The 14,125-nt window shown below is 44.8% G+C and carries 8 protein-coding genes; 5 read left to right on the forward strand and 3 right to left on the reverse strand.

All coding sequences use genetic code 11. The features are described from left to right. Window positions 1-443: 443 nt before the first annotated feature. From RH949_RS32360 to RH949_RS32375, 4 genes are all read left to right on the forward strand, one after another. Window positions 444-2,237 carry a ribonuclease J gene (locus tag RH949_RS32360; protein WP_006106001.1) on the forward strand — a complete coding sequence of 598 codons (1,794 nt, stop codon included), beginning with the start codon at window positions 444-446 and terminating at the stop codon, window positions 2,235-2,237. A gap of 694 nt (window positions 2,238-2,931) precedes the next feature. Continuing rightward, window positions 2,932-4,851, forward strand: a complete 1,920-nt coding sequence (locus RH949_RS32365; RefSeq protein ID WP_446358992.1) for an AMP-binding protein — start codon at window positions 2,932-2,934, stop codon at window positions 4,849-4,851. Between the two features lie 91 nt (window positions 4,852-4,942). Next, window positions 4,943-5,788, forward strand: coding sequence for an isocitrate lyase/PEP mutase family protein (locus RH949_RS32370; RefSeq protein WP_446358994.1), 846 nt, complete (start codon window positions 4,943-4,945; stop codon window positions 5,786-5,788). Then, on the forward strand, window positions 5,785-9,120 hold the full coding sequence (locus RH949_RS32375) for a non-ribosomal peptide synthetase (RefSeq protein WP_446358996.1): 3,336 nt from the start codon (window positions 5,785-5,787) through the stop codon (window positions 9,118-9,120). Before RH949_RS32370 ends, RH949_RS32375 begins: the two co-directional genes overlap by 4 nt. A gap of 65 nt (window positions 9,121-9,185) precedes the next feature. On the opposite strand, the gene RH949_RS32380 is transcribed toward RH949_RS32375, so the two are convergent. From RH949_RS32380 to RH949_RS32390, 3 genes are read right to left on the reverse strand one after another with little or no spacing between them, the layout of a single operon-like run. Next, window positions 9,186-10,985 carry a non-ribosomal peptide synthetase gene (locus RH949_RS32380; RefSeq protein WP_446358998.1) on the reverse strand — a complete coding sequence of 600 codons (1,800 nt, stop codon included), beginning with the start codon at window positions 10,983-10,985 and terminating at the stop codon, window positions 9,186-9,188. A gap of 31 nt (window positions 10,986-11,016) precedes the next feature. Next, window positions 11,017-12,687 (reverse strand): thiamine pyrophosphate-binding protein, encoded by a 1,671-nt coding sequence (locus RH949_RS32385; RefSeq protein WP_006106038.1) that lies wholly within the window; start codon window positions 12,685-12,687, stop codon window positions 11,017-11,019. Next, entirely contained in the window at window positions 12,684-13,445 is a 762-nt protein-coding gene (locus RH949_RS32390) for an SDR family NAD(P)-dependent oxidoreductase (protein ID WP_446359001.1), read from the reverse strand. Before RH949_RS32390 ends, RH949_RS32385 begins: the two co-directional genes overlap by 4 nt. A 350-nt stretch (window positions 13,446-13,795) precedes the next feature. On the opposite strand from RH949_RS32390, the gene RH949_RS32395 reads away from it, so the two are divergent. After that, on the forward strand, window positions 13,796-14,125 hold a 330-nt coding region (locus RH949_RS32395), incomplete at its 3' end, for a TubC N-terminal docking domain-related protein (RefSeq protein ID WP_446359003.1).

Raw genomic sequence — 14,125 nt, forward strand, 5'->3', positions numbered from 1 at the left:
ATAAATACAACGAAACATTTATCTATGAACTACTCTTGATTTTTGGGCTAAAGTAGCCTATTGTCTGTTCCTTGCCCATTGAGGTGCTAGAGAGATAATTTATCGATGATTCCATAGTTTTTATCGATAAACTCTAGAAACCAGCTCAGTTTTTTAATAAAACTTGTGAATCAAGTTGAATTAATGACAGCAGGCATTGAGCCAAGGATACCATTTTGAATGGTAACCTCGTGTTCTTTATTGTCTGGATTTTTATAGCCGTTCTTAATGATGGATCACATCTTATGTTTTTTCTTTCCGATAGGTTCACTGATAACTCAAATAAAAAAAGCTACCATTTCTGACCAAGTTGAGTTAGTCTAGATTAAATAAGACAAGTTTATCGTCCAGAAAATATTTCCTAAGAAATGGCAATTTTCAATTCAGGTTTAACGTTGTAATTAATGAGTAATAGAACTCTCAAAGGAGGCAAATTGACTAGCAAAAAATCTTCACCCGCTCTAAAAATTATTCCCTTAGGTGGGCTGCATGAAATTGGCAAAAATACCTGCATTTTCGAGTTCAACGACGAGATTATTCTCTTGGATGCAGGATTAGGATTTCCCAATGATGAAATGCACGGGGTTAATATCGTTCTACCCGATATGACCTATTTGCGAGAAAATCGCCATAAAATCAAGGGCATGATTGTCACCCATGGTCACGAAGATCATATTGGTGGACTTCCCTATCACTTGAAGCAATTCGATATTCCCGTCATTCACGGACCTAGACTGGCGATGGCGCTGCTGAAAGGCAAACTGGAGGAAGCTGGAGTTAGCGATCGCACCAAGTTAAATTCCGTGAGTCCTCGCGATATGGTGCGGATTGGCTCATCCTTTATGGTCGAATATATTCGCAACACTCACTCCATTGCCGATAGTTTTACCGTCGCGATTCACACACCCATTGGCGTCGTTGTCCACACCGGAGACTTCAAAGTCGATCATACCCCGGTCGATGGTGAATACTTTGATTTTCAACGATTAGCCGAACACGGGGAAAAAGGTGTCCTTTGTCTCCTCAGCGATTCCACCAACGCCGAAGTACCCGGACACACCCCATCTGAAGCGTCTGTTTATCCCAATCTGGATCGTATTTTCTCCCAAGCACCGGGACGAATACTGGTCACCACATTCGCCTCATCAGTTCATCGAGTGCAACTCATCTTAGATCTGGCACAAAAACAAAACCGTGTAGTGTCTGTTGTCGGGCGCTCCATGCTCAATGTTATTGCCCAAGCTCGTAATCTGGGGTATATAAAATGTCCCGATAGCTTATTTGAGCCACTCCACGCCGCGAATAGTTTACCCCCAGAAAAAGTATTAATTTTAACCACTGGGTCTCAAGGTGAACCTTTAGCTGCTCTTACCCGTATTTCCAAAGGGGAACACCGGAAACTGAAAATTCAAGAGGGTGACACGGTAGTCTTTTCCGCGAACCCCATTCCCGGAAATACGATCGCGGTTGTCAATACCATTGATCGCCTAATGATGCAAGGGGCAAACGTGATCTATGGACGCCATCAAGGGATTCACGTTTCCGGTCATGGCGCTCAAGAAGATCATAAACTAATGCTCGCCTTAACCCGACCCAAGTTTTTCATGCCTGTTCACGGGGAACATCGGATGCTGATCCAACATGGCAAAATGGCGCAAAAGATGGGTATCCCGGCGGAAAATATCGTGATTACCAATAACGGCGATATGGTGGAATTAACTGAAGATAGCATTAGTGTTGTTGGTCAAGTTCCCTCCGGTATTGAGTTAGTCGATCGCTCTGGTATTGTCCATCATGAAGTCCTCAAAGAACGTCAGCAGTTAGCGGGAGACGGTGTAGTAACTGTCGCCGCCGCCGTAAGTTGGGAGGGTAAACTCCTCGCCCAACCCGAAATTCACCTGCGGGGTGTCGTGGCTAGTGTGGAGAAATCCCTACTCCAGCAGTTAGTGATTAAGCGGATTGAACGCACATTGAGTGAGCAGTGGACAGACTTTGCCAAGTCATTGGATGGCAAAAAACAACCAGAAGTTGACTGGACAGGATTGCAACAGAAAATTGAGGGAGATTTAGAACGGTTAACTCGCCGCGAACTGCAAAGTCGTCCTCTAGTAGTATTCTTACTACAAAATCCTGAGGAACCCCAAGTGAAACGGGTAGGGCGTCGTCGCCAGCGCACAGCAGCTCAGGCGGCTTCTTAGGATCAATGGTACTGACTGGTATGCTGGTGGGTTGAGCGAAGTCGAAACCCACCCTACGGTATATCAAGGGTTTGAGCGAATCACTGTAGAGACGTACCATGGTACGTCTCTACAATGTTGATAGGATGCTTCCTCAAAGCATTGAAATCTAAGGGTTTCCGACGTTTGCAGCAAGCCCTATATAGGTCTATACAGCGCTTTGCGCTGTAATAGGACTTACGCAAAGGGTCTATATGTAGGGTGTGTTAGCGAAGCGTAACGCACCTTAATCAGTATATCTGGTGTGACTGCGTAAGTCCTATGTAATAAAGTACAGTAGATCAAAGTCCCTCTTTTTAAGGGGGATTTAGGGGGATCGACAATGTACCGCATAGCAGAGCAAACTGCTATATTTGTCCAAAGTCCAATGTATAAAGATTTATTAAGAATTAGGTATAGCTACTTTTCATTATACTCGGCTCAGAGCTAGTCTGATGAAGCAGGATTAACAGTAACGAGAAAAAGTAATGGATTACTTTTTCTAAACTTAGTCAATTCAGAGATTTGCCAATACGTGATAAATTCTACATCTCAAGATATGGTTATCTTTGTGTTTTTTTGTACCGATGTACTCCTAAATTCGCTTTGAGAATTCCCTTTATAGCTTGGGGTCTTTTTTCTTGGAGCCTTCTGCAATGATTAAAGTTGAAAAAAAATGAGTCCTTTTGACCAACATATCTCAGAGCTTTCAGCTAATCCGTGTATTCCCAGTTTATTCAACAATCAAGCCCAGAAAAATCCTGATGCGATCGCGATAACTGCACCTGGGCGTATCCCCCTTACCTATCAGGGGGTTTGGCATCATCTGCAGCAAGTTGTCACCACCTTAAACGCCATGGGTATAAGTCGTAATGACCGAGTGGCGATCGCTCTTGCCAATGGTCCGGAAATGGCGATGGCGTTCTTAGGGGTAGCCTCGGGTGCAACGTGTGCCCCCCTGAATCCAACCTATCGCGCCCAGGAATTTGACTTTTATCTGTCGGATCTCAATGCCAAAGTCCTGATTACCCAGTCAGGAGTCGCTGAACCCGCCAAAGAGGTTGCCCAAGCACGCGGAATTCCCATTCTAGAACTGTCTCCCCAACTCGACGCCGCCGCCGGGCTGTTTAGCCTGACAGGGGGTCAACCGGGTAATCTGAATCCGGGGGGATTTGCCCAACCCGATGATGTGGCTTTAGTCCTACATACCTCCGGTACAACATCCCGTCCCAAAATGGTGCCATTGACTCACCGTAACCTCTGCACCTCTGCACAGAACATTCGTGTCGCCCTAAATCTCGAACCCGGCGATCGCGGTTTGAATGTTATGCCTCTGTTTCATATTCATGGCTTAATTGGAGCTTTGTTGTCATCCCTGAGTGCGGGGGCGAGTGTGGTTTGTAGCCCTGGGTTTTATGCGCCTCAATTTTTTGCCTGGGTGGATGAATTTAAACCCACCTGGTATTCAGCAGTTCCCACCATGCACCAAGGGATATTGGCACGGGTTGAAGCGAATCGTGAAATCATCGCACGTTGTCCCATCCGGTTGATTCGTTCCTCTTCGGCTCCCTTACCCCCTCAAATTATGGCAGCGTTAGAGGAGGCATTCAATGCTCCGGTAATTGAGTCTTATGGGATGACGGAAGCCTCTCATCAAATGGCAAGTAATCCGTTACCCCCCCACGTCCGAAAACCAGGTTCTGTTGGTATTGCAGCCGGTCTAGAATTAGGGATTATGGATGAAACGGGTAACTTGCTCCCGTTAGAAACCGTTGGAGAAGTGGTGATTCGTGGCGCTAATGTAACCCAAGGCTATGAAAATAATCCCGACGCCAATGAAAAAGCCTTTACTAAGGGTTGGTTCCGCACTGGGGATTTGGGTTATTTAGATGCCGATCAGTATTTATTCCTTAAGGGGCGAATTAAGGAAATTATTAATCGAGCTGGCGAAAAAATTTCCCCCCGCGAAGTGGATGAAGTGTTACTGGATCATCCAGCTATTGATCAGGTGGTGACATTTGCCGCTCCTCACACATTATTAGGCGAAGATGTGGCAGCGGCAGTCGTTTTGCATGAAAATGCATCGGTAACAGAGCAAGACATTAAAGAGTTTGCCGCCGAGCGATTGGCTGAGTTTAAAGTTCCCCGTGTGGTGCTATTTGTTGATGAAATTCCCAAAGGACCGACGGGTAAGCGGCAACGAATTGGTTTGGCAGAAAAACTGGGACTTACTGCTTCTGATCCAATTGCACCCCGCCCCGACTATACTCCCCCGTGCACGGGAATTGAAGCGGAGTTAGTGCAAATTTGGTCTCAGGTGTTGGGAGTGGAATCCGTGGGAATTCATGACAACTTTTTCCAGTTGGGTGGCGATTCGATTCTCGCTGCTCAAATTACCAATCGGGTACGACAAGCTTTTCAGGTTGAGTTATCGTTCTTGGTGTTTTTTCAACAACCTACGGTTGCTCGCATGGCGGTGAAAATTGCCCAATGTCAAGCAGAAGCCATGAAGTCTGAGGAGTTAGCGGAGATGTTAGCGGATATTGACGCCCTCTCTGATGAAGACGCCCAACGATTGCTGGATCAGATGCAGTAAATCCTGTTTAGAGTTGCGCTTGGGCGCTAAAAATCTTAGGAGCGCCTAATACAAACCCTTACCTCAACTAAGTCATTATCAGTACGAGTAAATGAGTCAGAATATGAATAACCATTTAGGCTATCAATTACGCCAAGACATGAAAACCAGAGACATTATTCCGTTTATGGGAGTTTATGATGTCTTTTCGGCATCAATTGCGGGGAAGTATTATGACAGTATTTTTATTAGTGGGTTTAGTTTTGCTGCCAGTTATTATGGCTTACCGGATATTGGTTTTATTGCTTGGTCGGATATTGTTGCCTTTGTCCAACGGGTAAAAACAGTGCTACCACAGCATTACCTTCTTGTGGACATTGATGACGGCTATGTGGATACTGAAGTCGCTTGTCATGTTGTGTCTCTGTTGGAATCGATTGGTGCTTCTGGTGTAATTATTGAAGACCAAAAACGACCGCGACGATGTGGTCACTTTGAGGGGAAACTGTTAATGGAGTTGCCGGATTTTTTGCAGAAGTTGAAACGAGTCTTGGCAACTCGGCAAGATTTGGTTGTGGTGGCGCGAACAGATGCTACGGATATGGATGACATTCTTAGAAGGACTACAGCCTACGCCGAGGCGGGAGCTGATGCGATATTGGCAGATGGGATTACCAGTTTAGAGGTGATTAAAACCCTTAAATGTCATTTGGATAAGCCGATTGTATTTAACCAAATTGCTGGGGGTAAATCACCCATCTGTAGCTTGACTGAACTTAAGGAAGCGGGGGTGTCTCTGGTTAATTATAGTACCCCTTGTTTATTTGCCGCTCAGACTGCCCTAGAAGAGACAATGAAACGGCTGAGAGAACAAGATGGGTTTTTGCTAAAAAACAAAATAGGGGTAGGGGAATGTACGGCGCTGTTGAATCAAAATTTGGTGAGCAATGACAAATGACAAATAACAGTATTAACAACTATATTACTCAACTCTCATCAGCGAAACGGGCATTATTAGAGCAGAGGCTGAAACAAAAAGCAGTCCAGGCGGCTTTTGCACAGTCTATCCCCCAACTCCGCGATCGCGACTCAGCTCCCCTGTCTTTTTCGCAAACCCGAATGTGGTTTCTTGACCAATTGGAGCCGGGGAATGCTGCCTACAATCGCCCTTCTAATATTCACATCACGGGTCAGTTGAATGTCTCTGATTTGGAACAAAGTCTCAACGAAATTATACGTCGCCACGACATATTACGGACTAGGTTTCCGGCAGTCAATGGGCAACCGACTCAGGTAATTATGCCGACATTGACCTTAACATTGCCTATTATAGACTTAAGCCATTTACCCCAAAACCAGCGAGAGGCTGAAGTTCAACGTCTGGCAATTCAAGAGGCACAGCAGCACTTTAATTTATCTCAATTACCCTTAATCAACGCCATTTTATTGCGACTCAGCCAGGAAGAACATATCTTACTGATTACCCTCCATCATATTATTTTTGATGGTTGGTCAATGGGGGTTTTGATTCAGGAACTTGTCGCACTTTATGAAGCGTTTTCTACAGGTCAATCCAATCCTTTACCAGAGTTGCCCATTCAATATGCTGATTTTGCTCAATGGCAACGACAACGGTGGCAGGGAGAAGGGTTACAGTCTCAGCTAGCTTACTGGAAACAGCAGCTAGGGGGTGAATTACCTGTTCTAGAATTACCCACGGATCGACCCCGTGGAGCCATTCAAACCTTTCAGGGGGCGAGGCATTCTCTACTGTTACCCAAGCAACTAAGTGATGCACTTAAGGCATTAAGTCAACGGGAAGGGGTAACATTATTTATGACCTTGTTAGCAGCCTTCCAAACATTACTCTATCGCTACACGGGTCAAAAAGACGTTATTGTCGGGACTCCAATTGCTGGACGCGATCGCACGGAAACAGAACCACTGATTGGTGTGTTTATCAATACCTTAGTCTTGCGAACGCAGATACAGGAAAATCTAACGTTTCGGGAATTGTTGAGTCGGGTACGCGAAGTGGCGTTAGCCGCCTATAAAAATCAAGATGTACCCTTTGAGAAATTAGTGGAGGAACTGCAACCTGAACGAGATTTAAGCCATACTCCTTTGTTTCAGGTGTTGTTTCAGTTAAGGAATGTTCCGAATAAAATTGTCAAACTACAGGATTTAAGATTTATTGATTGCCAGTTTGATCGGGGCATTGCCGCTTTTGATTTGACCTTAGACATTATCGATAAAACTGAGGGACTGTTTTGTCAGTTTGAATACAACACAAACTTATTCAATAAAACAACGATCCAACGCATCGCCAATCATTTTCAAGTCTTGTTAGAGGGAATCATTACTCAGCCAGTACAGGTAATCAGTCGATTACCCATTTTAAAGGAATCCCAACGGTATCAGTTATTAGTGGAGTGGAATAACACTCAAACCGATTATCCCAAAGATAAATGTATTCATCAGTTATTTGAAGAGCAAGTCGAGAAAACACCCGATGCTGTGGCGGTAGTGTTTGAGGGGCAACAACTCACTTACCGAGACTTAAATAATCGAGCCAATCAGTTAGCACACTATCTGCAAACATTGGGCGTTCAACCCGAAGTCTTAGTAGGTATCTGTGTTGATCGTTCCCTAGAAATGATAGTAGGACTGTTAGGAATTTTGAAAGCGGGAGGAGCTTATGTCCCTCTTGACCCAACTTATCCGGCTGAGCGTCTTGCTTATATGATTGAAGATGCGAAAGTCCCTGTTTTACTCACTCAGAAACATCTAAGATTAACTTTGCCAAAGTATCAAGTGCGTGTCCTACATTTAGATTCAGATTGGGATAGTATTGCCAGTGAAAGTCAAGAAAATCTGGTTAGTAGAGTAACGCTAGATCATTTAATCTACATCCTTTACACGTCTGGTTCCACTGGAAACCCTAAAGGGACAATGAACACCCATAAAGGGATAGTCAATCATATTATTTGGAGGCAAGATGAATACCACTTATCTCCAAGCGATCGCGTTTTACAAAAAACTCCCTTTAGTTTTGATGTTTCCGGTTGGGAATTTTGGTGGACATTAACTATGGGGGCATATTTAGTGGTAGCCAAACCAGAAGGTCATAAAGATGTTAACTATTTAGTTAAGCTCATTACTGAGCAACAAATTACGATCCTTAGTTTTGTCCCATCCATGCTTCAGATTTTTCTGGAAGCTCCTAATGTTGAGTCTTGTAGCAGTTTGAGACAGGTATTTTGTGGTGGAGAAGCGTTATCTATTGCCCTACAAGAACGCTTTTTTGCTCGTCTCAACGCTGAATTGCACAATCTTTATGGTCCCACTGAAGCGGCTATTGATGTCGCCTACTGGCATTGTCAACCTGGGACTCAAGGGTCAAGTGTACCCATTGGTCGTCCTGTTGCCAATACTCAGATTTATATTTTAGATGCCCATTTACAACCCGTTCCCATTGGAGTTTTGGGAGAAATACATCTGGGTGGAATACAGTTAGCACGAGGCTATTTAAATCGTCCAGAGTTAACAGCAGAAAGATTTATTAATAATCCATTTATTGATGAATTTAAATCTCCAAATCTTTACAAATCTGGAGATTTAGCGCGGTATATGCCTGATGGCAGTATCGAATTTATTGGTCGTATCGATAATCAAATTAAACTGCGGGGTTTCCGGATTGAGCTAGGGGAAATTGAAGCGGTATTACGTCAACAGGATCAAGTCAAGGATGCTGTAGTTATTGCCACAGAAGACCAACTCAGTAATAAACGTCTGGTTGCTTATTTTGTCTCTAACTCAGAACAATCGATTACCGACGAATTACGCTCATTACTCAAGACAAAACTCCCAGATTACATGGTGCCATCAGTTTTCGTCCGGTTGGAAGCATTACCTCTAATGCCCAATGGCAAAATTGACCGTCGTGCTTTACCTAAACCTGAGATAGAAGATACGCTTTCAACTCAATTTGTCCCGCCTCGCACTGTCACAGAGGAAGAATTAGCTCAGATTTGGACATCAGTGTTAGGCATCAAGCAAGTAGGAATCCACGATAACTTTTTTGAGTTGGGAGGACATTCTTTATTAGCCACTCAAGTTATCTCTCGCATCCGCCAAGCTTTCAATGTAGAGTTACCGTTGCGTGCTTTGTTTGAAGCGCCGACAGTAGCTGAATTAGCCGAACGCATTGAAACAATTCGTTGGGTCATACAACCCTTTGCATCTAAGGATCAGAACGCCATCAGCGATGACGAACAAGGAGAACTATGACATAGTACTAATGTTCGCTATTACCCCACAACTGAATCCCTGATCCCTGTAACTGTGTGAGTCAGTCATATCTCTCCCTCCTCGTAATCCTCTTTAACCCCATAGGATTTCTCAATTTCCTGACTCAATCCGGCTACCGTAGGCGTAGCGAAAAAACTTAGAAACGAGAGTTCTATGCCAAAGGCTTGACGTAGGCGTGAAATCACCTGAGTGGCTAAGAGTGAATGTCCGCCTAAGGCAAAAAAATTATCATCCAATCCGATAGTCTCTATCCCCAAGACTTCTGAGCAAATTTGGGCAATTTTCACTTCTGTCTCAGTGCGTGGCGTCGCATAAATCGGAGTCAGTTTATCAGAAAAGTAAGCAGCTAATTCTTGCCGTATAATTTTGCCTGTCGTTCCTCTGGGGATTGATTCGACGATGAGGATCTGACTAGGAATTTTGTAAGGTGCTAAATGGTCAAAAAGATAATCGCGCAGGTGCTGAAGTGATACGTCATTCTCTTTCAAAACAACCGCCGCCGCAATATCTTCTCCCAAGGAGGGGTGAGAAATACCAAAAGTTGCCACTTCAAGCACTTGTGGATGTTTCAATAAAACAGCATCAACCTCTTGGGGAGAAATCTTCTCTCCACCTCGGTTAATCATTTCCTTTGAGCGTCCCACTAAAAATAGATCCCCTTCCGCGTCTAAATATCCGATATCTCCTGTACGAAACCAACCGTTGATAAAAGCGGTTGGATTGGCTTCGAGATTATCAAGATAGCCTGGGGTGACATGGTTTCCCCGTACAGCAATTTCACCGACTTGTTGGGGCGGTAAAGGTTCACCCGATTCGTTAATAATGGCAACGTTTCCATTCACCACTTTTCCCACAGAGCCAGGTTTATCAACCGAGGGAGGAAGGGGTGTATTGGTAATGGTTAAAGCTTCGCTCATGCCATAGGCTTCTAAAAAAGGCACATTCAAGAGTTCTGTTAACTCTTTTTTGACGTGAGGAGATAAGGCGGCGGAACCGGAGCGAATGAACTGCAAAGGGAGTTTTGGGGGAATTTTGGGGGCGGCTTGTAAAATGGCTTGATGGATGGTGGGTGGGACAGAAAACCAAGTTGCTTGTGATTGGTTTAGCCACTGCCAAAACACACTCGCTTCAAAGTTTCCATAAAGGCAAATCAGGTTACCTGCGATGAGGGGGACAACCCCATTGGTGACTAATCCATGAACATGGAACAACGGCAAAACGTTGAGGCAAATATCATCTGTCCCCAATTGAAGACAATCTTTAACGTTAGAGCTAGAGTAGCAGAGTCCTTTGTGAGTCACTGGCACGAACTTTGGTTGTGCTGTTGAGCCAGAGGTTTGAAACACAAAGGCAATATCCTCTGGAGAGGGAGGAGACAATACAGACTGAGTTTTAATTTCTGTTGTTTCTTGAAGCTGAAACCAGCCAGTGCGGTTGGGGAGAGGAGTTGCCAGGATAATGGGTAGATCGAGTTGTACGGCGGCTTTAGCGGCGGCGTCAGCACAGTTAGAAACAATGACAAGGGCTTGGGGGTGTAGTTGCTGGAGATAGGTCAGAAATTCGGATTGGGTGAAGTTGGGGTTGAGGGGGATACAAATGGCACTCGACGCAATGGCGAAACTCAGGCTGAGAGTAACCGCACTATTGGCAGGTGCAACCATTACCACGCGCTGTTCTCGGCAGATCCCCCATTGCCTCAATTGGCGTTGTGTTTGATCAACTAATTCCCAAAGATGCTGATAGGTTAAAGGAGGTGATGCTAAAGAACTCAGTGCCAGGTGTTCGGGGTAAATTGCGGCTTGCGCTTTCAGAATTTGCCAAAGTGTCGTCGGTTGATCATTCATCGCTAATGCTTTTCTAGTGATAGGTTCTGGTTTAGGGATAGAGGGGTTGAATAATCGGGGTAATCGCTTCAATGACAAAGGGCTGACGACGGGATAGGGCTTGCTCAATCGCTAACTTCAAAGCTGGCAAGGTAGAAACTTTTGTTCCTGCTACTCCTAGAGACTGAGCCAACTGAACCCAGTTGATTGGAGGAAGTTTGGTGTGTTGACTAGCGGCAGATTGCGGAGCATAACGGGCATAAACACTACCGTAAGCCTGATTATTGCAAACCACATAGATAATGGGTAATTGATAGCGGGCAGCGGTGGCAATTTCAAATCCGTGCATTCGCATTGAACCGTCTCCGGTGACAACTAATACTGTTTTTTCCGGATGGGCAAGTTGCACCCCCACTCCCGCCGCGATCGCCCAGCCCATTGGTGCGGTACTATGGGCTGAAAAAAAGGAAAAGGGTATCTTACATCGCCACGCATACCCTGCCACTCTTCTAGCTACACCAGCATCAACACAGAGCAGGGTATCATCAGGGAGTTGCTGATTTAACGTGTTTAACAACGGCTCAAGGGGAATCGCCAAGTCAAACCCTTCGCTACCTAGATTCGGGTTCCACGCTACCGCTTGTAATGACTGAAGCCATTGTTGACGTAATGGTTTTGAGTGCCACAATCCGGCTAACTGCTGATGATCTAATTCAAAAAAGTTTTGTAAGAATGCACTGTAATTGGAAATCAGTAATTGGCGTTCACAGCTTAGGGTAAATCGTTGGAGAGGGTTTTGGTTAATTAAAAATAAACGCTCTTCTAAATAGTTTTGAGGAGTCCAGCCCAGACAATCTGGCTCGCTCAGATTTACACCAATTAGCACAATAGCATCAATATCATCACGAGCTAAAGCGTGAGTTGCCCGTTGATTGCCACTGAAACCAAACGTTCCTAAGCAAAGCGGGTGGTGTTCTGGCATAATGCCTTTAGCCGAAGCAACAATTGCTACGGGTAAGCAGAATTTTTCGGCTAAGGCAAGCAGCCATTGCGCTTCTTGAGTAGAGGCAAGTTGACCCACGAGCAAGAGAATGTTCTGATTGTGATTTAAAAATTGGCAAAGGTTAGTCCAATTGATGTCTGACGGCTTTGGCAGTATCGGGAGCGCCGGATTCGACTCAGCCATCGGTTTTTTTGGGGAATAAACGGCTTGCTGAACATCAAGGGGGATAGAAAGAAAAGCTGGGCAACGTAACTCAAAAGCCGTAGCGGTTAGGGCTTGTTTTAAATACTCATCGAATCGTTCAGGTTGAGTCACTTTCGCCGCATAGTCCACGGCGCGTTGAAAAAGCTCATAATCTCTGGTTCCTTGCATCCCTCCATCTTGAAATGCCCCGAAACCCTCTTGTGCAACTGAAATACTACCAACAATGAACAATACTGAACTGCGATCAAGACGAGCCGTAATCGCCGCCGTGAGTAAATTGCTAGCACCAGGCGCACCGATACATAGGCAAACTCCCCGGTTTTGAGCAGCACGCGCATAGCCATCTGCCATAAAGCCTGCACCCAATTCATGATTGGCGATAATGGGCTGAATTTGGGATGAATTAACGACGCTCTCAAACAACGGATCAATCAATTTTCCAGGGATTGTAAAAACGAATTGAGTTTGATTTTGAGTAAGCTGATCAACAAGGTAGTCGCTATTGGTATAAATCATGACATAAAGCATCCTCCATTCACATCAATCACGGCACCCGTAATATAAGAGGCTTCGTCTGAGGCGAGAAACGCGATCGCGGGCGCAATGTCTTCGGGTTTACCCAGTCGCCCGAGAGGAATAGTATCGATGATTTTCTGTTGCGCTTCAGGGGATAAGGTTAACCACCTCTGAGCAATGCGTTCAGTTAATGTTGCACCTGGGGCAACTGTATTTACCGTGATATTATCCGACGCCAGAAGTGCGGCTAAATGCCGAGTCATCCCAATCAAACCGGCTTTACTTGCTGAATAATCTACTCCTGCCAACAGAGATTTATCTCGCCCAGCCAAGGAAGATACATTTACAATCCGCCCATATTGCTGTTGTTTAAACACGGTAGCTACTTTCTGACAGCAACGGAACACTGAACTTAGATTGCGGTTTAATATCTCATTCCATTCTGTCATCGTAATCTGCTCCAGGGGTTTCGCTGGTGCCCCCCCTCCTGCATTATTAATCCAAATATCAATGCGTCCAAACTGTTCTAGAGGCTTTTGCACCAACCGATCCAGGGTTAGAGCCTCACAAATATCTCCCCGAATTACCAAAGGCGATGTATAGTTCCGAGCAATTTCCGCTGCAACGGCTTCTAGCTGTTCTTCTTTTCGGGCATTCAAAACTACGGTTGCTCCCTCTTTTGCTAGCAACGTTGCTGTCGCTTTGCCAATCCCTGAAGACGCTCCCGTAATCACCGCTATCTTATTTTTAAATCTCATTTAAAATAATCACACTTACTCGTTTTAATTATATAGTTTTTCACCCATAAAGAGGCTGAAAACCTCTTCCGTCCTGCACGTTCTCCAGTTTCTCTCCTAGACTTGACAATTTTTCAAGTCCATCATGCTTTCTATAACTGGTTTCGGACTGAACTGTAAAAGTTAAAGTTACAGGTAAAATATTTGTCTTATTATTATCAATGTTATATACTTAGAACAGGTTACGTCAAGTCCCATTAATAAAAATGCCTAAAATCCTTGCTGCTCAAGCCTTGTAATTAGGGGTATGGAGATAACTTTATAGGATAATTCAACATCATCGCCATCAGCGATGACGAACAAGGAGAACTATGAAACCGATTAAAGACTTTGTATCCGAACTGCGCCATCGTCAGATTAAACTATGGCTTGATGGCGATCGTTTACGCTACAGTGCGCCTCAGGGAACCATCACGCCTGACATATTGGCACAGATGCGATCGCGCAAACCAGAACTTCTCACATTTCTGGAACAAGTTCATCCCAGCATTCCCACCCCAATTCAACCCGTAACCAGAGATAAAGAGATTCCCCTATCCTTTGCCCAACAGCGATTGTGGTTTATTGACCAGTTTGAAAAGGAAAGTGCCGTCTATAATATACCCTACGCCTTACACCTAACTGGACAACTCAACCGCAAC

The organism is Coleofasciculus sp. A1-SPW-01, assembly GCF_040217205.1.
Taxonomy (GTDB): domain Bacteria; phylum Cyanobacteriota; class Cyanobacteriia; order Cyanobacteriales; family Coleofasciculaceae; genus Coleofasciculus; species Coleofasciculus chthonoplastes_A.

Excerpts from the sequence above, each read along its gene's own strand:
- RH949_RS32360 (WP_006106001.1), top strand. The coding sequence starts at position 444 with ATGAGTAATAGAACTCTCAAAGGAGGCAAATTGACTAGCAAAAAATCT.
- RH949_RS32365 (WP_446358992.1), top strand. The coding sequence starts at position 2,932 with ATGAGTCCTTTTGACCAACATATCTCAGAGCTTTCAGCTAATCCGTGT.
- RH949_RS32370 (WP_446358994.1), top strand. The coding sequence starts at position 4,943 with ATGAGTCAGAATATGAATAACCATTTAGGCTATCAATTACGCCAAGAC.
- RH949_RS32375 (WP_446358996.1), top strand. The coding sequence starts at position 5,785 with ATGACAAATAACAGTATTAACAACTATATTACTCAACTCTCATCAGCG.
- RH949_RS32380 (WP_446358998.1), bottom strand. The coding sequence starts at position 10,985 with ATGAATGATCAACCGACGACACTTTGGCAAATTCTGAAAGCGCAAGCC.
- RH949_RS32385 (WP_006106038.1), bottom strand. The coding sequence starts at position 12,687 with ATGATTTATACCAATAGCGACTACCTTGTTGATCAGCTTACTCAAAAT.
- RH949_RS32390 (WP_446359001.1), bottom strand. The coding sequence starts at position 13,445 with ATGAGATTTAAAAATAAGATAGCGGTGATTACGGGAGCGTCTTCAGGG.